This window comes from Bacillus pretiosus (genome assembly GCF_051294775.1).
Taxonomy (GTDB): Bacteria; Bacillota; Bacilli; order Bacillales; family Bacillaceae_G; genus Bacillus_A; species Bacillus_A wiedmannii.
In genome coordinates, this window is record NZ_JBPPHF010000004.1 from 375,057 (window position 1) to 399,608 (window position 24,552).

A 24,552-nucleotide genomic window follows, 5' to 3' on the forward strand; every position below is an offset into this window, starting at 1 on the left:
ATTTGATAATGGTTATCATTTAGGGAGTCTTTTTAATTTTGGAAAATGGAGGGAAGATATGCTACGTAAATTTTTTTCTTACTATAAACCGTATAAAGGTTTATTTATACTCGACTTTTCTTGCGCAGTTGTCGCGGGGTTACTAGAACTTGGCTTCCCGCTTATCGTAAATCAATTTATTGATAAGTTATTGCCAGGACAAAACTGGACGCTTATTTTATGGGCTTGTTTCGGTTTACTTGCAGTGTATATTTTAAATGCAGGCTTACAATATGTCGTTACATATTGGGGACATATGCTTGGTGTTAACATTGAAACGGATATGAGGCAGAAATTATTTGATCACATTCAAAAGCTATCATTCAGATTTTTTGACAATAATAAAACAGGTCATTTAATTTCACGTCTTACAAACGACTTAATGGAAATTGGGGAAATTGCTCACCATGGGCCAGAAGATTTATTTATCGCTGTTATGACTTTAGTTGGGGCCTTCTCATTTATGATGATGATCAACTGGAAGTTAGCGTTATTAACGTTCTTCGTCATTCCATTCCTATTATGGTTGGCACTTTACTTCAATAAAAAAATGACAGGTACGTTTAGACGTCTATTCTCAGACGTTGCTGATTTCAATGCATGTATTGAGAACAACGTTGGCGGTATCCGTGTTGTACAAGCATTCGGAAATGAAAAGTTTGAGAAAGAGCAATTTGCTGTAAACAATGCTCGTTTCCGTACAACGAAATTAATGGCGTATAAAATTATGGCGTTAAATTCATCGATTAGTTATATGCTCATGCGTCTCGTAACACTCTTCGTCTTAATATGCGGTACATGGTTTGTTCTGCAAGGTGAATTAACGTACGGTGGATTTATCGGATTCGTTCTATTAACGAATATTTTCTTCCGCCCAATTGAAAAAATTAATGCGGTAATCGAAAGCTATCCGAAAGGAATCGCTGGTTTTAAGAGGTATGTAGAGCTTCTTGAAACAGAGCCAGATATTGTAGACTCTAAAGATGCGATGGAAGTTAAACATGTACATGGTGATATTCAATATAGGAACATTACATTCGGATATGAAAATAAAGAACCGATTTTAAATGATATTAGTTTGAAAATACATGCAGGTGAAACAGTTGCTTTCGTAGGACCATCAGGAGCTGGAAAAACGACGTTATGTAGTCTATTACCACGTTTTTATGAACAATCGTCTGGATCGATTCAAATTGATGGTATTGATACAAAAGATATGACGTTATCTTCACTTCGTAAGCAAATTGGAATTGTGCAGCAAGATGTGTTCTTATTCTCAGGAACGATTCGTGAAAATATCGCTTACGGAAACTTAAAGGCGTCAGAAGCTGAAATTTGGCAGGCAGTAAAACGTGCGCAGTTAGAAGACTTAATTTACTCACAACCAGACGGTTTAGATACCGTTATCGGTGAGCGTGGTGTGAAACTTTCTGGTGGACAGAAGCAACGTCTAGCGATTGCTCGTATGTTCTTGAAAAACCCGCCAATTTTAATATTAGATGAAGCGACTTCCGCATTAGATACAGAGACGGAACTTGCGATTCAAAAATCACTTGCTGAACTATCTGTCGGCCGTACAACATTAGTTATCGCTCACAGACTTGCAACGATTAAAAATGCAGATCGTATCGTCGTTGTAAATAAAGATGGTATTGCAGAACAAGGTTCACATGATGAATTAATTGAGCAAGGCGGAGGATACAGCAGGTTATACGAAGCACAGTTCAGTTCGTAAATATAATTTCTACTGAATTAGCACATCATATAAGTAGATGGAAATCTCATATGGGAGGCTATAAAGTATGATTGTAACAACAACGTCTACAATTCAAGGAAAAGAAATTATTGAGTACATTGATATCGTCAATGGAGAAGCGATTATGGGCGCGAATATCGTTCGTGACCTTTTTGCCTCTGTCCGTGACGTTGTCGGCGGTCGTGCGGGTGCTTATGAAAGTAAATTGAAAGAAGCACGCGACATCGCAATGGAAGAGATGAAAACTTTCGCAAGACAAAAAAATGCAAATGCAATTGTTGGTATTGACGTGGATTACGAAGTAGTTCGCGAAGGGATGCTAATGGTTGCAGTGAGCGGGACTGCTGTTCGTATATAAAGTAAAAGGCCGTGCTGATGCACGGCTTTTTGTATGCTATGTCGAAGTTTCAATATTTCTTGGGAAATGCGGAAGGTCCCGTCGATATATAGGGAAGACATTAGAGTGCTTCTTTACATTTCCAGATTTGAACTAATACTGTTTCGTATTCTTGTTCGAGAGATGTGATGTCATCGTTTTTGTCAAACTTATTTCTATTTACTATTTTTGAAGTTATTATTATACAATTGTGCTTTTGCTAGCGCCTCAGCATCGTTTTTGATTTCATCCAATCCATTCGCATCTCCAATAACATAACCTTCAAATGATGAACCAACAAAATCAAAGATATATTGAAACTGGGAGATAAGCGGTAATGCTTTCAGCTTTGGATTGTCTCCGCCAACGATGACAACGTACATTTTTTTGCCTTTCATTTTTTCTTTGAAATGAAGGGATGTATCGCGTAAGCTTTGTGACCAGCGATCGACGAAGTTTTTCATATGACAGCTCATTCCATACCAGTATAGCGGTGTAGCAAAGATAATTGTGTCGTGCTCTAACATACGCTCGATTAACTGCTCGTAGTCATCATTTACAGGTTGGAATCCTTCTGCATCATGGCGCTGATCTATGATTGGGTGGACGATATGATCACGCAAGTAAATTTGTTCTGTTTCAATTCCATTAATCACCATATGTGTTAAAGCTTCTGTATTTCCGTTTTGTCTTGAACTGCCATGTATAACAAACATGTAATCATCCCTTTTCTTTTGCTTGTTTTAGGAGTGAAACGTGTTTTTGCAAATTCGTTTGAATGCTGGAAAGTAATGAGATTTGCTTCGTTACTTCATTGAGTTTATCTTCATAAAGCGTAAGGATACTGCTGCAAGGATTTTCGTACAGGTGCGGCTCTATTTCGAGGCAGCGCAGCATCCTTGCCGTCTCTGCTAAATTTAAGCCAATTTGTAAGTACATTTGAATAAGCTCCACTTTTTCGATGGCACTTTCATCAAAGTCACGGTAGCCATTTGCGAGGCGCTTAAAAGGGAGTAATCCCTTTTCTTCATAATGTCTTAGTGATCTTTCGCTAACCCCGGTTTCTTTTGATAACTCTCCAATTCGCAATGTGTTTCACTCCTTTTACATGTATTGTAAACCTTCACACTAATGTGAAGGTCAATGCTGTTTTTTCGCAAAAGAGTCTACATGATTTAAAAACACTTGAATAGCTTTAGACGGGATGAAGTATTTGCCGCGCACGATGGAGAATGGACGGATGAGTTGTTCATTTGGAACTTCGACGTGGAATAGCTCTTTTGCCAGTAACTCTTTCCGTACAGTCCAATCAGAAAGTATAGCGATGCCAAGCCCGGCACTAACTGCTTCTTTCACGCTTTGGATACTACTGAATGTAAAGAAGCGCTTCAATTTTAAATGGTGTTGATGAATAAAGCGGTCACTATAAGCACGTGTTCCAGAACCACTTTCTCTTAATACCCATACTTGATCTTGGAGTGTGCTTTCATTTATTTCATTTGTGCGGAGCAGTGGATGATTTGGCGGGACGACGAGCTTCATTTCATCTTGCATAAACGTTTCAACGTCCACGTCGGCGTATACGACTTGCCCTTCCACTAAGCCGATATCGATTTGATTAGAGCGAAGGCTTTGCAAAACGTCTTCTGTATTTGAGATAAAGGTATGAACTTCAACGTGTGGATTTTCATTCGCATAGTTAGCCAGTATTTTTGGAAGTAAGTATTCGCCAATTGTAAAACTAGCACCGATGCGAAGAGTTCCTGTTACAACGTTATGTAGCTCGTTAATTTCTTGCTTAGCATCTTCATAAAGAGAGAGCATTTGTTTTGCATGTATATATAATATGTTTCCAGCCTCCGTCACTTGGACGTGCTTTGGGGAGCGCTGAATAAGAGTAGTGCCAAATTCGTTTTCTAAGTTGCGTATGTGCATACTTACGCCAGGCTGTGAAAGGTTTAATAATTCTGCTGCACGGGAGAAATGCTTCTGTTCAACGACAGTAACAAATATTTTTAAAATGTCTACGTTCATGTAATGGGCTCCTTTCTTTTTCTATCATCTTATCATAAGTATTTCTGATGATAGAGATTCAATATTGATATTAAACTTATTATAGAAACTCTCTTATAATGTAAGTAGAAAGAACATGCATGTTCCAATACGATTATTGGAGTGGTACAAAGTGGAACAAACACTTGTTATACAAAAGAAGAAGGGCTTTGGATTTTCACAAGGAATTGGGATTACATTATTAATCGCAATTGCTGCGAAATATTTAGCAGAGCTTCCATTTTTAAATATTATGGGACAATTAGTGATTGCTATTCTAATTGGGATGGTTTGGCGTGCGGCAATTGGAGTTCCTCATGATGCGATTGCCGGAACGAACTTTGCGAGTAAGAAGTTGCTGCGCTTTGGGATTATCTTACTTGGAATGCGGTTAAATCTTGTTGATATTGCGAAGGCAGGGCCGAAAGTATTGGTCATCGCTGCCGTTGTTATTACATTTACGATTTTCGTTGTATATGGGCTAACGAAAGTATTTAAGGTAGAAAAGAAACTCGGAATTTTAACAGCGTGCGGAACAGCAATTTGCGGCGCGGCTGCGGTCGTGGCAATTGCACCGCAAGTGAAAGCGAAGGATGAAGAAACGGCAGTTGGGGCAGCAATTATTGCAATTTTAGGTACAATATTTACACTTATTTATACGCTATTATACCCAGTGCTTGGCTTCTCACCGTACGGTTACGGTGTATTCTCAGGTGCGACGCTGCACGAAATAGCTCATGTCATCGCAGCTGCGGCGCCAGGAGGAAGTACGGCTGTAGACATCGCAGTTATCGTGAAATTAACGCGCGTTGCAATGCTTGTGCCAGTAGCGATTTTAATTGGATTATGGTTTGGTAAGAGTGAAGGCAGCGAGGAAAAAAAATCGTGGCGTGACCTTCCAATTCCGTGGTTCATCTTCGGATTTTTAGCGATGAGTGCAGTGCATTCGCTCGGGGTTATACCAGAAGTTGTTGCCGGATATATTGTTGTCATTGCTTACATGCTTATTGCAATGGCGATGGCGGGTCTTGGTTTAAATGTAGAGTTTAAAACGTTCCGTAAGTTAGGAAGTAAGGCATTCGTGGCGGGGCTGATCGGCTCGGTTTTCCTTTCTATTCTTGGATACGTTCTTGTATATGTATTAGGATTTATGTAGTAGGACGAAGAAGCTGTTCCAAAAGATATTTTGGGACAGATTTTTTTATGTTTATAGTGCTACGGGTGTCGATATATTAAAAAAATAGGTGATATAAATTGAATTATGCTTGTACTTTGTTAGAGAAGGTGATCAGTGAAACGTTTTTCGAAAGTAAAGATATCTTTACTTATAACTGGAAAATATTTATAATTAAAGTAAAGATATCTTTACTTTCGAAGGTGGAGCCTATGGGTGTGAAAAATAAAATAAAAGAGTTAAGAAAGCAACATCATATAACGCAAGTTGAAATGGCAAAGGCGATGCAGGTGACGCGGCAGACGATTGTGGCGATTGAAAACCATCATTATAACCCGAGTCTAGAGTTATCCCTAAAAATCGCCAAATATTTTGGGGTGAAGGTGGAGGAAATATTTACCCTAGAGTAAGGGGAGAAAAAATGGAAGATACTAAAAAGTTATTTATCGGTGCGACTTTTGGATTGTTTTTGGGAGACATTGTAGTTCATATTATGAATCCGGCTATACCAATTTTACCGCTCGTAGTGAGTAACGTTTTAGCAATTGTATTTTTGATAGTGTATTCGTATTACAAAAAGCGTAAGTACAAAAAAGAAGAACTTCCAGATATAGATGAGCGAGTAAATGAAAACATAAAAAAGTATGTAAATGTCTCATTTGTATTCGCGTTTCTATTGCTTATTGTTTATATTGTTGCGAGTAAAGCAATAGGTAGAGCTGTTATACCAGTGCAAGAAATATTTATGATATGTAGTTCCTTATTTGCGGGTAGTCTCATCATAGGAGTCATGATAGGAAAACGGGCATAGAGATAGGAGGAATGAAAAATGCAAGATGAGTTTGAGAGATTTCAGTCAGATAAAGCGTTTAAATATGTAGGGTTATTTTTTACGATTAGTTTAGCGATATGGAGTTTATATAATTTAATTGTTGATGGAAATGCTGGTATGCCGTTTGTTTTATTTGTACTAGGGCAGTGGGTGTATTTTCTTGTGAACTATTGGCCGAAGTGGAAATATAGAAATCAAAAAGAGGTCGATCATGTATGAGTAAGCAAGATGTTATACGGTTCATAGGAAGTTTGTTTTTAGCGGGTCTTGTTTTAAATGTGAGTTTAATGATTTTAAGCATTTCGTGGGGAACTATTTTTATATCGAATGTAGCACTAATCATTTTATATAGTATTGCGGAATATAGAGAACAGAAGCGTTTGAAAGAAGAGGGAGTACCGTCGATTGATGAGCGAGTTGTGAACAAGATGAAGTCATATTTTACGATTAGTATTACAAGCTTCGTGTTCTTGTTCATTATGTATCTTTGTGTAAATAAGTATGTAGATAGGCAAGCAGTACATGTAAATGAGTTATTATATATTGCTATTTTTGGTTTATTAATAAGTATGGCATCGACGAGTGTGTTAGCAACAAGGAATAGATAGAAAAAGGGGAACTGGGATGGGATTACCGGTGTTATGTGTCGCTACGGCTATTTTTGCTTTGTTTTGGGGAATGCAGAACTTCTCTCGTTATCCAGTGCCAAGCATTTGTATTATGCTCGGTACTGTAGGTTTATCATATTATTTATTAGTTTCAGCTCATTATCATAAAACAGCAACGAGTGTTGTCGTTGGAGCACTTATTTTATTTTGTGGGCGCGCTATACAAAAGGGATTATTTCCGTAAAAGCTGTTTATACAAAGAGTATAAATAGCTTTTTGTATTTTTTTTACAAAGGTCTTGAAAGTTACGTAACGTCATCTTTTATAATGAAGGGGAAGAGGTGATGGTAGTGATTTCAATACAACAATTGACGAAAGAGACAGGGGTAACAGTACGTACATTACGTTATTATGATCAAATAGATTTATTAAAGCCAAGCGGGAAAACGGAGGGTGGACATCGGTTATATAGTGAAACTGATGTCATTCGACTACAACAAATTTTGTTTTTAAAGGAAATGGGATTTTCATTAAAAGAGGCTGCGAATATGTTAGTAAAAGGTGAGCTTAACTTAAAGGATTCTCTTGAAAAACAACTTCGATTTGTACAGGAAGAACAAAAGAAATTTAATCGAATGGAGCGTGTTTTACAAGCTGTTGTTTATTCGGTAGATGTGGAGGGAGAACTTGATTGGAAAGTTATGTTTGAACTCATTCAGCTTTCAAAACAGTCGTCTCGTATACGTGAAATATTTCAAAATGAAGTATTTTCAAAGGGAGAACAAAAATTGCTTTATAACTTGCCAAATATGAGTGAAGAAGATCCGAATGTTTTAGAATGGGTAGATTTATTAAAGCAATTACGTACTTTTATGAAAAACGGCAAAGAAGCCGCGAGTGATGAGGTACAAGGGGCAACGAAGAGATTAATGCAGAAGTGTTTAGAAATGGCCAATGGTGATGAAGCGTTTTTAGATAAGTTATGGGAAGTTAGAAAATCGAAGGAAGATTCACAGAAAATGAGCATGTATCCAATTGAAGAAGAACTTTTATTATATATGGATGAAGCTTTTCGTATATATGATGAAAAGGAGAGGGATAAATGAGTATACTTGCAGAATATCGTTGGTACTTTTTAATTGGGGCAGAAATTGTATTTTGGTTATCGGCTATCGGTTTCTTTTTACTTCGTTACGGATTCCGTTTGAAAAAGGCAAGTTTTATTATGGGGATTGTACTCCTCGTAAATGAAGTGTTTATTTTAACTTTAGGGATAGTGGACTATTATCAAACAGGGAAGTTCTCTAATTTTCAAATCATTACTGTAATTATTTTATTGTATGCAGTTTTCTACGGGAAAAAGGATTTGAAGAAGCTTGATATATTTGCGCAAAAGCTAGTTGCGAAATGGCGGAATGAACCAGCGCCTATTATTGAAGAACATATAGAATTAACAGGTATGGCCTATGCGAAGCAAGAAATAAAAAGTTGGATATTGCATCTTGTTTTATTCGTTGTTGTGCATATTTTCTTTTTCTTTCTGTACGGTTTTGTCCCGTTTGAACAATGGCGTAATTGGTTAGAAACGGGGATTATTTTAAATAAAACAGCTAATCGCGTTAGTCAAGTTTGGGCGATTATACTTTTAGTGGATACAGTTATTTCGTTTTCATATGTTCTTTTCCCGAAGAAGGAGAAAGGAAAAGAGAAGCTACTTTCGTAGAGAAAAGTAGCTTTTTCTAGTATACCAATAGTTTGTATAGGAGAGGGTAACAATAGGAAAAACAGGTTTTATATGCTTATTTCTCTTTAGTTTAGTAGCATGCTCACAACCTAACATTACAATTGATAAGAAGAATGATGTTGTTGTAAAGGGAACAGAAATTTCTAATCTAGATAAATTTGAAAAGTTCGTTTTGAATGTGGAACAAGGGGAAGTTGATAAAATAAGAATTGTACATTATACACATGAAGGTGATCCAGTTTTTCAAACGTTAGAGTATAGTGGGGCAGATATAATTCGTATATTAGATAATAGGCAAGATCGATTTGCTGGTAATCATACAGATATAGATGAAGATAGCTGTAAAAGGATTGTTAAAGAGCAGCGTGAATTACAAACGGCTTATAGGTTAATAGACTGTGTGAATGAAAATGGGCGCAATGGATATGATTTATTATATGTACCTAAAAAATAGAGTTAGTAGAGGAAGGAAGTTTTGGCTCCTTCCTTTTTCTATGTATATATTGTCGAAAGTTTTACCGAATATCTGTTCGTTTTCTTGGTTTTTTTATGAGCATTCGTGGTAAAATGGGAATACAGATTTTTTACGAGGAGGTCGGTTTTGTTTGGAACATCAATTTGAAATTATCTCAGCGTATTCCCCGCAAGGTGATCAGCCGGTAGCTATAGAGAAGCTTGTAGAGGGAATTAATAGTGGAAAGAAAAAGCAAGTGTTGCTTGGAGCGACAGGAACGGGTAAGACATTTACGATTTCAAATGTCATTAAAGAGGTGCAGAAGCCAACACTTGTCATGGCTCATAATAAAACGTTAGCAGGACAGTTATATAGTGAGCTGAAAGATTTTTTTCCGAATAATGCAGTTGAATATTTTGTTAGTTATTACGATTATTATCAGCCAGAAGCGTATGTGCCGCAAACAGATACGTTTATTGAAAAAGATGCGCAGATTAATGATGAAATCGATAAATTGCGTCACTCAGCGACATCTGCACTATTTGAACGGGATGATGTAATTATTGTTGCGAGTGTTTCGTGTATATATGGTTTAGGTTCTCCAGAAGAATACCGCGAGTTAGTTGTTTCACTTAGAGTTGGTATGGAAAAGGACCGCAATCAATTGCTTCGTGAACTTGTTGATGTACAGTATGGACGTAATGACATTGATTTCAAGCGTGGTACATTCCGTGTGCGCGGAGATGTAGTTGAAATCTTCCCAGCATCACTTGATGAGCATTGTATTCGAATTGAATTTTTCGGCGATGAAATCGATCGTATTCGCGAAGTAAATGCGTTAACAGGTGAAGTATTAGCAGAACGTGATCATGTAGCAATCTTCCCAGCATCTCACTTCGTTACACGTGAGGAAAAAATGAAGGTCGCTATTGAAAATATCGAAAAAGAATTAGAAGAGCGTTTAAAGGAATTAAATGATAATGGCAAGTTGTTAGAAGCGCAGCGTATAGAGCAACGTACACGTTATGATTTAGAAATGATGCGCGAGATGGGCTTTTGTTCAGGGATTGAAAACTATTCCCGTCATTTAACACTTCGTCCAGCGGGTGCAACGCCGTATACGTTATTAGACTATTTCCCGAAAGATTTCTTAATCGTTATGGATGAGTCGCACGTATCAGTACCGCAAGTAAGAGCGATGTATAACGGGGACCAAGCACGTAAACAAGTGCTTGTAGATCATGGATTCCGTCTGCCATCAGCTTTAGATAATAGACCGCTTACGTTTGATGAGTTTGAAGGGAAAACGAATCAAGTTATTTACGTTTCAGCAACGCCAGGACCGTACGAGTTAGAGCAGGCACCGGAAGTAATAGAACAAATTATTCGTCCAACAGGGCTTTTAGATCCACCAATTGATATACGACCAATTGAAGGGCAAATTGATGATTTATTAGGAGAAATTCAAGATCGCATTGCAAAAAATGAACGTGTATTAATTACGACTTTAACGAAGAAGATGTCAGAGGATTTAACAGACTACTTAAAAGATGTAGGAATTAAAGTGAACTATCTTCACTCTGAAATTAAAACGTTAGAACGTATTGAAATTATCCGTGATCTTCGCCTTGGTAAGTTTGACGTACTTGTCGGTATTAACTTATTACGAGAAGGATTAGATATTCCAGAAGTATCACTTGTAGCTATTTTAGATGCTGATAAGGAAGGGTTCTTGCGTTCAGAGCGTTCATTAATTCAAACAATCGGTCGTGCAGCACGTAATGAAAACGGCCGCGTTATTATGTATGCAGATCGTATAACAAGATCAATGGGAATTGCAATTGAAGAAACGCAGCGTCGTCGTACTATACAAGAAGCTTACAATAAAGAGCATGGTATTACGCCGAAAACGATTCAAAAAGGCGTGCGTGATGTTATCCGTGCAACGACAGCTGCTGAAGAGCCGGAAATGTATGAAGCGGCACCAGCTAAGAAGATGACGAAAAAAGAGCGTGAAAAGACAATTGCGAAGATGGAAGCAGAGATGAAAGAAGCAGCAAAAGCGTTAGATTTCGAGCGTGCAGCTGAATTAAGAGATTTACTATTAGAATTAAAAGCGGAAGGGTGAACAGAGTGAGCATAAGCAAGGATTTTATTGTCGTAAAAGGTGCTAGAGCACATAACTTAAAAAATATTGATGTAACCATTCCGAGAAATCAGCTTGTTGTTGTGACGGGATTGTCTGGTTCAGGGAAATCATCATTAGCGTTTGATACGATTTATGCAGAAGGGCAGCGCAGATACGTAGAATCGTTATCTGCGTATGCGCGTCAGTTTTTAGGACAAATGGATAAGCCGGATGTAGATACGATTGAAGGATTGTCACCAGCGATTTCAATCGATCAAAAAACAACGAGTCGTAATCCACGTTCAACAGTCGGAACGGTCACGGAGATTTATGATTATTTACGTTTATTATTTGCGCGAATTGGTACGCCAATTTGTCCGAATCATGGTATTGAAATTACGTCACAAACAGTAGAACAGATGGTAGACCGTGTACTTGAATATCCTGAACGTACGAAATTACAAGTGTTAGCTCCTATCGTTTCTGGGCGTAAAGGTGCACATGTGAAAGTGCTTGAAGATATTAAGAAGCAAGGGTATGTTCGTGTACGTGTTGATGGTGAAATGTTAGATGTATCTGAAGATATTGCGTTAGATAAAAATAAGAAGCATTCCATTGAAGTTGTAATTGATCGTATTGTTGTAAAAGAAGGAATTGCAAGCCGTCTTGCGGATTCTCTTGAAAGTGCATTAAAGCTTGGCGGGGGCCGAGTGTTAATTGATGTAATGGGAGAAGAGGAACTTCTATTTAGTGAACATCATGCTTGTCCGCATTGTGGCTTTTCAATCGGAGAATTAGAGCCGCGCATGTTCTCATTCAACAGTCCATTCGGGGCGTGTCCTTCTTGTGATGGACTTGGTTCAAAGTTAGAGGTAGATTTAGAACTTGTCATTCCGAATTGGGATTTATCATTAAATGAACATGCGATTGCGCCTTGGGAGCCGACAAGCTCACAATATTACCCACAGCTTTTACAATCTGTATGTAATCATTACGGCGTTGATATGGATATGCCTGTGAAAGATATACCGAAAGATTTATTTGATAAAGTGTTGTACGGAAGCGGTGAAGAGAAAGTTTATTTCCGCTATGTAAATGAATTTGGTCAAGTAAAGGAAAATGAGATTTTATTTGAAGGTGTTATTCCAAATATCGAACGTCGTTATCGTGAAACGAGTTCTGATTATGTTCGTGAGCAAATGGAGAAATATATGGCAGAGCAAGCTTGTCCGAAGTGTAAAGGTGGACGCTTAAAGCCAGAGAGTTTAGCTGTTTTCGTTGGTGATAAAACGATTGCTGATGTAACGAAGTATTCTGTTCAAGAAGTACAGGAATTCTTCTCGAATGTGGAGCTAACGGAGAAGCAACAAAAAATTGCTCATTTAATTTTAAGAGAAATCCAGGAGCGCGTTGGGTTCTTAGTGAACGTCGGTTTAGATTATTTAACGTTAAGTCGTGCCGCAGGAACTTTATCAGGTGGTGAGGCGCAGCGTATTCGTTTAGCGACGCAAATCGGTTCTCGTCTGACTGGCGTACTTTACATTCTTGATGAGCCTTCTATCGGTTTACATCAGCGCGATAACGATCGTCTTATTCGTACGTTGCAAGAGATGCGTGATTTAGGGAATACGTTAATTGTCGTTGAACATGATGAAGATACGATGATGGCTGCTGATTATTTACTTGATATCGGACCTGGTGCAGGTATTCACGGTGGTCAAGTTGTATCAGCGGGGACGCCAGCTGAAGTGATGCAAGATGATAATTCGCTAACAGGGAAGTATTTAAGCGGTAAAGAGTTTATTCCGGTTCCACTTGAAAGACGTAAAGGTGACGGACGTAAAGTGGAAATTATCGGTGCAAAAGAGAATAACTTAAAGAATGCAAAGATGTCATTCCCGCTTGGTACGTTTGTAGCGATAACGGGTGTATCTGGTTCCGGTAAAAGTACGATGATTAATGAAGTACTATATAAATCATTAGCACAAAAGTTATATAAAGCGAAAGCGAAGCCAGGTACTCATAAAGAAATTAAAGGTCTTGAGCATTTAGATAAAGTAATCGATATCGATCAATCGCCAATCGGGCGTACACCACGTTCTAATCCAGCGACGTATACAGGTGTATTCGATGATATTCGTGATGTGTTTGCACAAACGAATGAAGCGAAAGTGCGTGGATATCAAAAAGGACGTTTCAGCTTTAATGTAAAAGGTGGACGTTGTGAAGCGTGCCGTGGTGATGGGATTATTAAAATCGAAATGCACTTCTTACCAGACGTATACGTTCCGTGTGAAGTTTGTCATGGTAAACGTTATAACCGCGAAACGTTAGAAGTGAAGTATAAAGATAAGAACATTTCTGAAGTGTTAGGGATGACAATTGAAGATGGAGTAGAGTTCTTCGCTAATATCCCAAAAATTAAGCGTAAACTTCAAACGCTTGTAGATGTAGGTCTTGGTTATATGAAATTAGGACAGCCAGCTACGACGTTATCTGGTGGTGAAGCGCAGCGCGTGAAGCTAGCTTCTGAATTACACCGTCGTTCTACTGGGCGTACGTTATATATTTTAGATGAGCCAACGACTGGTTTGCATGCACATGATATCGCGCGTCTTCTAGAAGTGCTGCAACGCCTTGTTGAAAGTGGCGAGACAGTTCTTGTTATTGAACATAATTTAGATGTAATTAAAACAGCTGATTATATCGTTGACCTTGGACCAGAGGGCGGAGATAAAGGTGGGCAAATTGTTGCTTCCGGAACGCCAGAGCAAGTAGTAAAAGAAGAACGCTCGTATACAGGTAAGTATTTAAAAGAGATTTTAAATCGCGATAAAGCAAGAATGAAAGAGAAAATAAAAGAAGTAGAGTTATCTCAATAAGTGTATTACGAAAAACCGAGTGGAAATGACACTCGGTTTTTCGTTCATAGGGGGAAAAGATGGAGTTTACAGATGTTTTAAGAAAGAAAAACATGAAGGTAAGAGAGTTTCAAAGTTGGGGTGTTTATTTTCGGAAGCGCTGGGAGGATAACTTTGCAAATCATGTAAGTGATGAGGAAAAGGAAGACATCTTTCTGTATGGTGATAAGTATGCATGTGGGTTTCTTTGGCACATATTTAGTTATGAGAAAAAGAAGTGTTTAGAGGGTGAAGAAGCGGAGCGTGCGTTTCATAATGAAGCGAAAAAGGAGTGCTATATATTCTATCAACATTGTGATGACGTACTACTAATAAAAGATGCGAGTTTATTACATATCGAGGATATATTACGGGAGACGTATGATGCGTATAAAGGCGATATCTATATTGTAGACAAAGATTTTACTTGGACCTTTGTGAAAACTCATGAACATAGATGGTATGGCCCTTATTTTGCGAGGAAATGTTAGTAGGTATACAAGCAGGAAGAGTAGAATAAGTTGATATAAGTGTTTGCATGATACTTGCGTTTATAATCTATTAGCGTATGATGAAATATATATGTCAAAAGGATGTGTAAGAAAATGAGATGGATTGTATCACTTCTTGTAAATAGCGTTGTGTTAATCGCTGTATCGGGACTTTTAAAAGGGATTGCGCCAGACGCGTTTTACGTAGCAAATATACAGACTGCAATTATTGCGAGTATTATCTTAGCTGTTTTAAATGTGTTCGTAAAGCCATTTTTAATTTTAATTACGCTACCAATTACTGTTGTAACTTTCGGCTTCTTCTTAATTGTTATTAATGCGATTACGTTAAAAATAGCAGATTCATTATTAGGAGATGCTTTTAATATATCAGGATTTGGTGTAGCGATTGTTGCGGCAATTTGTATTTCAATTTTTAATATGATTATTGAAAAGGCAATTGTGGAACCTTTATATGAAAAAAAGAGAAAATGACAAAAAGAAAAACATTTCATGATGTGTATGAAATGTTTTTTTCTATTTATTAGAAACCGTATTTCTTGTTTCCAGAAAAAAGTGGTACAATATCCGATAGAATGGAATTTTACATCAAACGAGACTGAACCCGCAGCGGAGTGGAGGTTTATACATATGCCGAAAGTAAGGACAAAAGATTTAATTGAACAATTTCAATTGGAGTTAATCAGTGGTGAAGAAGGTATTCATCGTCCAATTGATACAAGTGATTTATCACGACCTGGAATTGAAATGGCAGGGTTTTTTACATACTATCCAGCAGATCGTGTGCAGCTTCTTGGTAAAACGGAGCTTACTTTCTTTGACACGTTAACGTCAGAGCAAAAACAAGAGAGAATGAAAGCGCTTTGTACTGAGGAGACGCCATGTATTATTGTAACTCGTAATCAAGATGTACCAGATGAGTTATTACAAGCATCACGTGAATCAGGTATGCCTTTATTACGTTCTTCTCAAACGACAACGAGATTATCAAGTCGTTTAACAAATTATTTAGAAGGTAAGTTAGCACCAACAACAGCTGTACATGGTGTGTTAGTAGATATTTACGGTGTTGGTGTTTTAATTACAGGTCAAAGTGGTGTCGGTAAAAGTGAGACAGCTCTTGAGCTTGTAAAGCGTGGTCACCGTCTTGTTGCGGATGATAGTGTAGAAATTCGTCAAGAAGATGAAGACACATTAGTAGGAAGCTCACCAGATTTAATTGAGCATTTATTAGAAATTCGTGGTCTAGGTATCATTAACGTTATGACGTTATTCGGTGCAGGGGCAGTGCGAAATTATAAGCGTATTACACTTGTTATTAATCTTGAAATTTGGGATCAAAAGAAAAATTACGATCGCTTAGGTCTTGATGAAGAGAAGATGAAAATTATTGATACAGAGCTTACGAAGATTACACTTCCAGTTCGTCCTGGTCGAAACTTGGCTGTTATTATTGAAGTAGCAGCGATGAACTTCCGTTTAAAACGTATGGGAGTCAATGCAGCACAGCAGTTCTCTGAACGATTAATGAGTGCAATTGAGTTAGGAAATCAGGAGTAAACTTTGGAGAGGGAGGTCATATACATATGCTGTTAGCTTCTGTACCACAGCTTGACCGTGTAGCTATCCAACTTGGGCCGTTTCCTGTGTATTGGTACGGGATTATTATCGGTACAGGTGTGCTATTAGGTCTTTGGCTGGCAACTCGCGAGGGAGAAAGGCTAGGTATTCCAAAAGATACATTTGTTGACCTTGTATTAATTGCAGTACCGATCGCTATTCTATTTGCGAGAATGTACTATGTTATTTTTGAATGGGAATATTACGCACAAAATCCGAGTCAAATTATTAATACTCGTCAAGGTGGTTTGGCGATTCATGGTGGTTTAATCGGGGCTGTTATTACAGGGATTCTTTTTGCGAAACGACGCGGGGTTTCCTTCTGGAAGTTGGCAGATATTGCTGCGCCAAGTATTTTACTAGGACAAGCAATTGGTCGATGGGGAAACTTTATGAACCAAGAGGCGCATGGTGATGAAGTAACGAGACAGTTTTTAGAAGGACTTCATTTACCGGATTTCATTATTAATCAAATGTATATTGAGGGTGTGTACTATCACCCAACGTTTTTATATGAATCATTATGGAATTTTGCAGGTGTCATTTTATTACTTGCATTACGAAAAGTGAATTTACGACGCGGGGAATTATTCTTCACATATTTAATTTGGTATTCAATAGGGCGCTTCTTCGTAGAAGGCTTACGTACAGATAGTTTAATGTTAGGACCACTTCGTATCGCACAAGTAATGTCAATTGGACTTGTTGTTATTTCTATTATTTTCATTATCGTGAGACGAAAAATGGGGCAAGCTGATAAAAGATATTCGGAAAATTAGAGAAAAGTAGCATCTTATTATAAGATGCTGCTTCTTTCATATTCAGGAAAGAGAAGGGACTAAGGCAATGAGAATAAATACAGTGTTATTTGATTTAGATGGAACTTTAATTAATACAAACGAACTTATTATTTCTTCTTTTTTACATACGTTGCATACATATTATCCAAGTCAATATAAGCGTGAAGATGTATTGTCATTTATTGGCCCTTCTTTACATGATACTTTCAGCAAGATTGATGAAAACAAGGTTGAAGAGATGATTACATGTTATCGTCAATTTAACCATGATCATCACGATGAATTAGTGGAAGAATATGAAACTGTATATGAAACAGTTCAAGAGTTGAAGAAGCAAGGTTATAAAGTTGGTATTGTTACAACGAAAGCGAGACAAACAGTTGAGATGGGATTAAAGTTGTCAAAGCTTGATGAATTTTTTGATGTGGTCGTGACAATTGATGATGTGGAGCATGTGAAACCACATCCAGAACCACTTCAAAAAGCGCTTGAGTTATTAGATGCGAAACCGGAAGAAGCATTGATGGTTGGGGATAATCACCATGATATTGTTGGCGGACAAAATGCGGGCACGAAAACAGCTGCTGTCTCATGGACGTTGAAAGGTAGAGCGTATTTAGAGGCTTACAAGCCGGACTTTATGTTAGATAAAATGAGTGATTTGCTATCGATTTTGTCTGATATGAACCGTTCATAAAGGTCCAAGTAAGTTAGTAGGGGGCTGTTTCCCTACTAACTTACAGTTTCACTTTTTAGTAGAGGAGCGAGTTAAGTGCGACGGACAACGCGCTATCCTGTTTCGGGAGAAAATTCATTATGGAATGTGTATAAAACAGTTTCTTTTTGGAAGGTAATGAAAAACTTTATTATTATCCAAATTGCGCGTTATACACCATTTTTATCCGTCAAGAATTGGTTGTACCGTACATTTTTACGGATGAAAGTCGGAAAGAAAACATCAATCGCGCTTATGGTAGTGCCGGATATTATGTTCCCAGAAAAGATAACTGTGGGAGAGAATTCAATTATCGGCTATAATACAACGCTTTTAGCACATGAATATTTAATTCGTGAATATCGACTTGGAGAGATCGTCATAGGAAATGAAGTGATGATTGGAGCAAATACGACTATATTACCAGGTGTGAAAATTGGGGATGGCGCGATTGTTTCAGCTGGCACACTTGTTCATAGAGATGTCCCAAGTGGTGCTTTCGTGGGTGGAAATCCAATGCGTTTTATTTATACGAAAGAAGAAATGGATGCTAGAGAAGGTTGATGCTAAAAATGTAACATTTCTCTTCTTTTTTAATGAATAAAAAGGAAATAATTGAGTATAATATACTGTTTTGTTTTTTACGGAATCGTTTATACTTATAGATAGAAGAATGTGTGAACGAAGAAAACAAAAAACTGGAGGATATATGGGGAAAAATCAAGGAATATATAAGGAGAACGGACAAGTTATCTCTTTTAATCAATTATCGGACTTCTTTTATAAAAAAGGGATGAGGGCTTACAAAGGACAGAAATTGCAAGATGCAATTAAATATTTTCGAAGAGCGGCACAAAGTGAGAAGGAGCCGTTTATTTTATGCCAATTAGCAACAGTATTATCTGAGGCTGGTGAATATCAAGAGTCGAATCAAATCTTCTTTAAGCTTGTTAGATCTAATCCAGAACTTGAACAATGCTATTATTTTATTGCAAATAATTATGCATATATGGGGCTATTTCAGCAGGCGAAAAAGTATGCGGATCGCTATTTAGAAGTTGCAGAAGAGAAGGAATTTGTAGAAGATACATTAGAATTACTTGAAATTATGGAAGAAGAAGCGATGGGTGAGGAAGAGATTGAGGATGAAGACGATCTAATTGTTATGCAAGAAGAAGCGAATCGTTATATTCGTAACGGACAATTGGAAGAAGCAATTGCTACATTGGAAATTGTTACAAAAGATTATCCGGAATTTTGGTCGGGTCATAATAATTTAGCCATTGCACATTTTCAATCTGGTAATGTAGATAAAGCTCTGAAGTTAACGGAAATGATTTTAGAGAAAAATCCTGGTAATATACATGCGCTTTGTAATACGCTTATTTTCCTATATTCAATTGGAGAGCATAAACAAGTAGAAGCGTTAGCGGAGCAGTTAGTTTCAGTATATCCGATTTCGTTCGAGCATCGTTTGAAACTTGGAACGACACTTGCAACAATTGGTCATTTTGAGCCTGCATATAAATGGTTCAAAGTATTAAAGCGTCAAGGATATGAGGGAGACGTTAGTTTTTATTATTGGTTTGCATATTCTGCTTATATGGTGAAAGATCAGCAAGTAGCTGAAAAAATGTGGCAGCATGTTGTAGAATTGCACCCTGATAAAAAGGGAAAAGAACCGTGGAATGCGCTGAATTTAGCAGATGAAGGACAAAACGTATTATTTGAAGAATTACGAAAATCATTTCAACAAAGTGCGACGCTAGAGGAACAAATGCTAGCTTTATATTTAATGAATGAATTGTCAACGCCAGAGAAGGTGGGATTCTTCTTTGATGTAACGCAGGCGAAGAACGGTGTTCCAATCGTATCGCAACTTGCAAAGTATTTCTTTTTACTTAATAGCCATAAGAGCATTCCAGCTGATTTACAGCAATTTGAACAGTGCGCGCAAATTGCGGATGCTTTATATAATTATACGAAAAAAGATGATGAATTAATCGAAGAGTGTTTACAATTTTGGTTTTGTACGTTCATACGTTTATATACATCTGGGGCAGTTTTTACAAATGTATACGGCTGGTCAGCTGCTGTTGAATATATTGTACGCAGCGAACAAGGAAATAAGATGACACAGTCGGAGCTTGGGGATGTATATAATGTATCTGTAGCGACTGTTCGAAAGTATGTGCAGGCTGTTAAACGTACGCACACATAGGGTAAGCAAATCATTGGGAAAAAAATGATGCTAACAGTATAATGAGGGTAACTTAATTGTGTAGGAATGAATAGGAGTGAATAGTGTGTCAGAAGAAAAAATTTATGATGTCATTATTATTGGTGCAGGACCAGCTGGTATGACAGCTGCAGTATATACATCTCGTGCGAATTTAAGCACATTAATGCTTGAGCGTGGTATCCCAGGTGGCCAAATGGCAAACACAGAGGATGTAGAGAACTACCCAGGTTATGAGTCTATTTTAGGACCAGACTTATCAAATAAAATGTTCGAGCATGCGAAGAAATTTGGTGCTGAATATGCATACGGTGATGTGAAAGCAGTCATCGATGGTAAAGAATACAAAACAATTATTGCTGGTAAAAAAGAATATAAAGCACGTGCAATTATCGTTGCAAGCGGTGCAGAGTATAAAAAAATTGGTGTGCCAGGCGAAACAGAACTTGGCGGCCGTGGTGTATCATATTGTGCAGTATGTGATGGGGCTTTCTTTAAAGGAAAAGAACTTGTAGTTATTGGTGGTGGAGATTCTGCTGTTGAAGAGGGTGTATTCTTAACACGCTTCGCATCAAAGGTAACAATCGTTCACCGTCGTGACACTCTTCGTGCACAGAAAATTTTACAAGATCGTGCTTTCCAAAACGAGAAAGTTGATTTCATTTGGAATCACACTATAAAAGAAATTAACGATGCAAATGGTAAAGTGGGAAGCGTAACACTTGTAGACGTAAACAGTGGAGAAGAGAAAGAAGTCAAAACTGATGGCGTGTTCATATACATCGGTATGTTACCACTATCAAAACCATTTGTTGAACTAGGTATTACAAATGAAAATGGTTACCTTGAAACAAATGAGCGTATGGAAACGAAAGTTCCTGGTATTTTCGCAGCTGGAGATGTTCGCGAAAAAATGCTACGTCAAATTGTAACTGCAACAGGTGATGGTAGTATCGCAGCACAAATTGCACAACATTACGTAGAAGAATTATTAGAAGAACTAAAAACAGTATCAGAAAAATAAGGGATAATATGCCTTTTGAGAAGAAAGCTACCGATAGGAGCTTTCTTTTTTTTATGAAAATGTCAAAGTTTTGTCAAAAAATATTGGGATTATAAGCTTTCTTATTGATATACTGGACTTTACGGAAAAATCACTATAAGAAATGAGGAATTTATTCAGTATGGAATGGCGTAATATATATCGTGGATTTTGTATGGGCGTTAGTGATTTAATTCCTGGTGTGAGCGGCGGTACAATCGCTGTTGTGTTAGGGATTTATGAACAATTGCTTGCGGCAATTAGTGGATTCTTTAGTCGCGAATGGAAAAAACATTTAGGGTTTTTAATTCCCCTTGCAGCTGGTGTGGCAGCAGCGTTTTTAACGTTAAGTCACGTTATTAAATATTTACTTGCAAATCATTATGAACCGACTCAATTTTTCTTCCTCGGTTTAATTATTAGTATATTACCGATGTTAATGAGAGAAGCTGATGCAAAGTCGTCGTTTAAAGGTAAGCACATTGTTTTATTAATAGTTGCAGCAATTCTTGTTGCGATCACAGCTTTCTTTAAACCAGATAAGGCAGCAGATCCAATTACGACGTTAACAATTTTAAATGCAATTGGTTTATTTTTCGCGGGCTGGATGGCTAGTATGGCTATGTTGCTTCCTGGAATTAGCGGATCATTTATTTTATTAATTATTGGTGTGTATCCGACAGCAATTAATGCTTTAACTACACTGAACTTACCTTTAATCGTAGTTATCGGTGCTGGTGTTATGGCGGGGTTTGTTGTAAGTAGTAAAGGAATTAGTTTCTTGTTAGATCGTTATAAAAGTATGACATTTGCGGCAATTATTGGACTTGTTATCGGCTCGATTGTAATTGTGTTCCCTGGTATTCCAACTGGAGGATTTTCAATTATAAGTTCAATTATTACCTTTATTTTAGGATTTGCGATTGTTACTTATTTCGGTAAGAAATAAGGACTTTAATCCCCTTGGCGATAAAAATCGTTAAGGGGATTTTTCATGCTATTCATTGAAAGTCTAGGCATTTACATTGCTTGTTCTAGAAAGCTTTTTTAAAATTGTTGAGTAGCATGTGCTTAGCGAAAGAGGACTGGCTCCTTCGTTGTAGCAAACTGTTTTTGATAGTATAATGAAATGAGTATGCAGTGAGCAATTTACTGCAAGTAGCTGAGGTGAAGAAACATGCAAAGAGTGACAAACTGTGTGTTAATTAGAGATAATGAAGTACTCTTACTCCAAAAACCTCGCCGAAATTGGTGGGTTGCACCAGGCGGGAAAATGGAGCGTGGTGAGACAGTAAGAGATTCCGTTGTTCGCGAGTATCGTGAAGAAACAGGTATTTATTTAAAGAACCCAGCGTTAAAAGGGGTCTTCACCTTTGTCATCCAAGAAGGTGATAAAGTTGTTTCTGAATGGATGATGTTCTCCTTTTTAGCGACAGATTTTGCAGGAGAAAACAAACTAGAGAGCGAAGAAGGCATCATTGGTTGGCATACATTTGACAAAATTGATGATTTAGCAATGGCACCAGGAGATTATCACATTATTGATTATTTAATTAAAGGAAATGGCATAATCTACGGTACATTTGTATATACCCCAGATTTTGAGTTGCTTTCATATCGATTAGATCCGAGTTAAACCGTCAAGGAGAGGATACGATGACAGAGAATAATGATATAAAAATGGTAATTATTACAGGAATGTCTGGAGCTGGAAAGACAGTAGCTTTACAAAGTTTTGAAGATTTAGGATATTTCTGTGTAGATAATTTACCACCGATGTTATTGCCGAAGTTTATTGAACTTATGGCGGATTCAAAAGGGAAAATGAATAAAGTAGCACTTGGCGTTGATTTACGTGGCCGAGAGTTTTTCGAACATTTATGGGGAGCACTTGATGATTTATCAGAACGTACATGGATTATTCCTCATATTTTATTCTTAGATGCGAAAGATGGCACGCTTGTAACTCGTTATAAAGAAACGAGACGTTCGCATCCACTTGCACCAACTGGTTTGCCGTTAAAGGGAATTGAGATGGAGCGTGGCTTATTAACTGATATGAAGGCACGAGCGAATATTGTGCTGGATACATCGGATTTAAAACCGAAAGAATTACGTGAAAAAATTGTTCATCTGTTTTCAACTGAAACTGAGCAAGCATTTCGTGTAAATGTTATGTCGTTTGGATTTAAGTACGGTATTCCAATTGATGCAGATTTAGTATTTGATGTTCGTTTTTTACCAAATCCATATTACATTCCACATATGAAGCCATTAACAGGACTAGATGAAGAAGTTTCATCGTATGTGCTGAAATTTAATGAGACACATAAGTTTTTAGAAAAATTGACGGATCTTATTACTTTCATGCTGCCTCATTATAAAAGAGAAGGCAAGAGTCAACTTGTAATTGCAATTGGATGTACAGGTGGACAGCATCGTTCTGTTACGCTTACAGAATACCTTGGGAAACATTTGAAACCAGAGTATAGCGTTCATGTATCTCATCGTGATGTGGAGAAGAGAAAGGGCCATTAAGGGATGAAAAAAGAGAGAAAACCTAAAATTGTTATCATGGGAGGCGGTACTGGACTCTCTGTTTTATTACGAGGATTAAAACAATATCCAGTTGATATTACAGCAGTTGTTACAATCGCTGATGATGGTGGCAGTTCAGGTAGATTACGTGATGAGCTCGAAATTCCACCCCCAGGTGACATTCGTAACGTACTTGTTGCGTTATCAGATGTAGAGCCGCTGGTGGAAGCTTTATTTCAGCATCGTTTCACAACGGGAGACGGGCTGAAAGGTCATGCGTTAGGAAATTTATTATTAGCGGGTATGACCTCGATTACAGGAGACTTCTTCCATGCGATTACGGAAACGAGTAAAGTGTTAAATGTCAGAGGACGTGTGTTACCTGCAGCGAACCAAAGTGCGGTACTTCATGCGGAACTAGAAGATGGAGAAATTGTAACAGGTGAATCAAAGATTCCTTATTCTAGGAAGAAGATTAACCGCGTCTTTTTAACTCCAGAAGATGTAGAGCCGTTACATGAAACGTTGGCTGAGATTAAACGAGCTGATTTACTTGTTTTTGGTCCAGGAAGTTTGTATACGAGTATATTACCGAATTTAGTTGTTAACAAAATCGGGGACGCTGTTCTTGCTGCAAAAGCGAAGAAGGTATATGTGTGTAATGTTATGACGCAAGCTGGTGAAACGATGGGATATACTGCGTTTGACCATGTGCAGGCGTTACATGATCATTTAGGTAAACCATTTATCGATACTGCAATTGTAAATAACCGTGATATTCCTTGTGAATTACGTCAGTTGTATGAGGAAGAAATGTCGGCACCAGTTGTAGTAGATGAAGAGCGTTTTACAGAGAGCAATATTGATGTCATTCAAGATCAATTAGCGAAGTATGATGATCGTGTTGTAAGGCACGATACATTAAAACTAGCTTCTATTTTATATTCACTGTTGTAGATGTGCGTTGCCTCGTTTGAGGTAACGCTCATCATTTCATATAGGACAAGATTTTTGTTCCAAAGT

General features: G+C 37.7%; 28 protein-coding genes and 1 pseudogene. 25 read left to right on the plus strand and 4 right to left on the minus strand.

The genetic code is table 11. The features are described 5' to 3' along the window. Nucleotides 1-58: 58 nt before the first annotated feature. Entirely contained in the window at nucleotides 59-1,774 is a 1,716-nt protein-coding gene (locus ACSG5Z_RS21935; protein WP_046960076.1) for an ABC transporter ATP-binding protein, read from the plus strand. Between the two features lie 67 nt (nucleotides 1,775-1,841). Continuing rightward, nucleotides 1,842-2,153 carry a heavy metal-binding domain-containing protein gene (locus ACSG5Z_RS21940; RefSeq protein WP_000637523.1) on the plus strand — a complete coding sequence of 104 codons (312 nt, stop codon included), beginning with the start codon at nucleotides 1,842-1,844 and terminating at the stop codon, nucleotides 2,151-2,153. Nucleotides 2,154-2,253: 100 nt separating this feature from the next. Here the strand turns inward: ACSG5Z_RS21940 and ACSG5Z_RS21945 are convergent. From ACSG5Z_RS21945 to ACSG5Z_RS21960, 4 genes and pseudogenes are all read right to left on the minus strand, one after another. Then, a pseudogene (locus tag ACSG5Z_RS21945) lies at nucleotides 2,254-2,331 on the minus strand (macrolide transporter); the annotation flags it as partial. A 16-nt stretch (nucleotides 2,332-2,347) separates the two neighbouring features. Beyond that, complete coding sequence (locus ACSG5Z_RS21950) at nucleotides 2,348-2,887, minus strand: flavodoxin family protein (protein ID WP_435712106.1); 540 nt, start codon at nucleotides 2,885-2,887, stop codon at nucleotides 2,348-2,350. Between the two features lie 4 nt (nucleotides 2,888-2,891). Then, a complete protein-coding gene (locus tag ACSG5Z_RS21955; protein ID WP_435712107.1) occupies nucleotides 2,892-3,260 on the minus strand; it encodes a MerR family transcriptional regulator in 369 nt (122 codons plus the stop codon). 51 nt (nucleotides 3,261-3,311) lie between these two features. Further along, on the minus strand, nucleotides 3,312-4,205 hold the full coding sequence (locus tag ACSG5Z_RS21960) for a LysR family transcriptional regulator (RefSeq protein WP_046955577.1): 894 nt from the start codon (nucleotides 4,203-4,205) through the stop codon (nucleotides 3,312-3,314). 151 nt (nucleotides 4,206-4,356) lie between these two features. Between ACSG5Z_RS21960 and ACSG5Z_RS21965 the strand changes: the two genes are divergently transcribed. The 23 genes from ACSG5Z_RS21965 (at nucleotide 4,357) to mgfK (ending at nucleotide 24,486) form a co-directional block, all read left to right on the plus strand. Further along, a complete protein-coding gene (locus ACSG5Z_RS21965) occupies nucleotides 4,357-5,379 on the plus strand; it encodes a YeiH family protein (RefSeq protein ID WP_000438417.1) in 1,023 nt (340 codons plus the stop codon). A gap of 230 nt (nucleotides 5,380-5,609) precedes the next feature. Then, the gene (locus ACSG5Z_RS21970) at nucleotides 5,610-5,807 is read left to right on the plus strand and encodes a helix-turn-helix transcriptional regulator (RefSeq protein WP_000538359.1); all 198 of its coding nucleotides are present in this window, start codon (nucleotides 5,610-5,612) and stop codon (nucleotides 5,805-5,807) included. Between the two features lie 11 nt (nucleotides 5,808-5,818). Beyond that, nucleotides 5,819-6,208: a hypothetical protein gene (locus tag ACSG5Z_RS21975; protein WP_088080852.1), complete on the plus strand. Its 390-nt coding sequence runs from the start codon at nucleotides 5,819-5,821 to the stop codon at nucleotides 6,206-6,208. 18 nt (nucleotides 6,209-6,226) lie between these two features. Further along, entirely contained in the window at nucleotides 6,227-6,448 is a 222-nt protein-coding gene (locus ACSG5Z_RS21980) for a hypothetical protein (RefSeq protein ID WP_029440982.1), read from the plus strand. After that, nucleotides 6,445-6,837, plus strand: coding sequence for a hypothetical protein (locus ACSG5Z_RS21985; protein WP_046955579.1), 393 nt, complete (start codon nucleotides 6,445-6,447; stop codon nucleotides 6,835-6,837). Before ACSG5Z_RS21980 ends, ACSG5Z_RS21985 begins: the two co-directional genes overlap by 4 nt. Before the next feature lie 16 nt (nucleotides 6,838-6,853). Next, complete coding sequence (locus ACSG5Z_RS21990) at nucleotides 6,854-7,081, plus strand: hypothetical protein (protein WP_046955580.1); 228 nt, start codon at nucleotides 6,854-6,856, stop codon at nucleotides 7,079-7,081. 100 nt (nucleotides 7,082-7,181) lie between these two features. Further along, nucleotides 7,182-7,943: a MerR family transcriptional regulator gene (locus ACSG5Z_RS21995; RefSeq protein WP_435712110.1), complete on the plus strand. Its 762-nt coding sequence runs from the start codon at nucleotides 7,182-7,184 to the stop codon at nucleotides 7,941-7,943. Next, entirely contained in the window at nucleotides 7,940-8,560 is a 621-nt protein-coding gene (locus ACSG5Z_RS22000) for a hypothetical protein (RefSeq protein WP_435712112.1), read from the plus strand. Before ACSG5Z_RS21995 ends, ACSG5Z_RS22000 begins: the two co-directional genes overlap by 4 nt. A gap of 52 nt (nucleotides 8,561-8,612) precedes the next feature. After that, nucleotides 8,613-9,035 (plus strand): DUF4362 domain-containing protein, encoded by a 423-nt coding sequence (locus ACSG5Z_RS22005; RefSeq protein ID WP_080377658.1) that lies wholly within the window; start codon nucleotides 8,613-8,615, stop codon nucleotides 9,033-9,035. A gap of 151 nt (nucleotides 9,036-9,186) precedes the next feature. Continuing rightward, nucleotides 9,187-11,163 (plus strand): excinuclease ABC subunit B, encoded by a 1,977-nt coding sequence (gene uvrB, locus ACSG5Z_RS22010; RefSeq protein WP_048542497.1) that lies wholly within the window; start codon nucleotides 9,187-9,189, stop codon nucleotides 11,161-11,163. Between the two features lie 11 nt (nucleotides 11,164-11,174). Beyond that, entirely contained in the window at nucleotides 11,175-14,045 is a 2,871-nt protein-coding gene (uvrA, locus tag ACSG5Z_RS22015) for an excinuclease ABC subunit UvrA (RefSeq protein WP_137035905.1), read from the plus strand. A 59-nt stretch (nucleotides 14,046-14,104) separates the two neighbouring features. Then, entirely contained in the window at nucleotides 14,105-14,554 is a 450-nt protein-coding gene (locus ACSG5Z_RS22020) for a DUF4275 family protein (RefSeq protein ID WP_435712113.1), read from the plus strand. Between the two features lie 114 nt (nucleotides 14,555-14,668). After that, entirely contained in the window at nucleotides 14,669-15,049 is a 381-nt protein-coding gene (locus ACSG5Z_RS22025; RefSeq protein WP_001267308.1) for a phage holin family protein, read from the plus strand. 156 nt (nucleotides 15,050-15,205) lie between these two features. Beyond that, nucleotides 15,206-16,135: an HPr(Ser) kinase/phosphatase gene (hprK, locus tag ACSG5Z_RS22030; RefSeq protein ID WP_226640901.1), complete on the plus strand. Its 930-nt coding sequence runs from the start codon at nucleotides 15,206-15,208 to the stop codon at nucleotides 16,133-16,135. A gap of 26 nt (nucleotides 16,136-16,161) precedes the next feature. After that, nucleotides 16,162-16,974: a prolipoprotein diacylglyceryl transferase gene (lgt, locus tag ACSG5Z_RS22035; RefSeq protein ID WP_435712114.1), complete on the plus strand. Its 813-nt coding sequence runs from the start codon at nucleotides 16,162-16,164 to the stop codon at nucleotides 16,972-16,974. 67 nt (nucleotides 16,975-17,041) lie between these two features. Next, on the plus strand, nucleotides 17,042-17,692 hold the full coding sequence (gene ppaX / locus ACSG5Z_RS22040; protein WP_435712116.1) for a pyrophosphatase PpaX: 651 nt from the start codon (nucleotides 17,042-17,044) through the stop codon (nucleotides 17,690-17,692). A gap of 75 nt (nucleotides 17,693-17,767) precedes the next feature. After that, entirely contained in the window at nucleotides 17,768-18,274 is a 507-nt protein-coding gene (locus ACSG5Z_RS22045) for an acyltransferase (protein WP_435712117.1), read from the plus strand. Nucleotides 18,275-18,419: 145 nt separating this feature from the next. After that, nucleotides 18,420-19,931, plus strand: coding sequence for a tetratricopeptide repeat protein (locus ACSG5Z_RS22050; protein WP_048542490.1), 1,512 nt, complete (start codon nucleotides 18,420-18,422; stop codon nucleotides 19,929-19,931). 85 nt (nucleotides 19,932-20,016) lie between these two features. Further along, the gene (gene trxB, locus ACSG5Z_RS22055; protein ID WP_435712119.1) at nucleotides 20,017-20,973 is read left to right on the plus strand and encodes a thioredoxin-disulfide reductase; all 957 of its coding nucleotides are present in this window, start codon (nucleotides 20,017-20,019) and stop codon (nucleotides 20,971-20,973) included. A gap of 160 nt (nucleotides 20,974-21,133) precedes the next feature. After that, a complete protein-coding gene (locus tag ACSG5Z_RS22060; RefSeq protein ID WP_000455195.1) occupies nucleotides 21,134-21,940 on the plus strand; it encodes a DUF368 domain-containing protein in 807 nt (268 codons plus the stop codon). Nucleotides 21,941-22,168: 228 nt separating this feature from the next. Next, nucleotides 22,169-22,627, plus strand: coding sequence for an NUDIX hydrolase (locus ACSG5Z_RS22065; protein WP_001190080.1), 459 nt, complete (start codon nucleotides 22,169-22,171; stop codon nucleotides 22,625-22,627). A gap of 20 nt (nucleotides 22,628-22,647) precedes the next feature. Continuing rightward, entirely contained in the window at nucleotides 22,648-23,529 is an 882-nt protein-coding gene (rapZ, locus tag ACSG5Z_RS22070) for an RNase adapter RapZ (RefSeq protein ID WP_000138461.1), read from the plus strand. A 3-nt stretch (nucleotides 23,530-23,532) separates the two neighbouring features. Next, the gene (gene mgfK, locus ACSG5Z_RS22075) at nucleotides 23,533-24,486 is read left to right on the plus strand and encodes a gluconeogenesis morphogenetic factor MgfK (RefSeq protein ID WP_435712123.1); all 954 of its coding nucleotides are present in this window, start codon (nucleotides 23,533-23,535) and stop codon (nucleotides 24,484-24,486) included. Nucleotides 24,487-24,552: the final 66 nt, after the last annotated feature.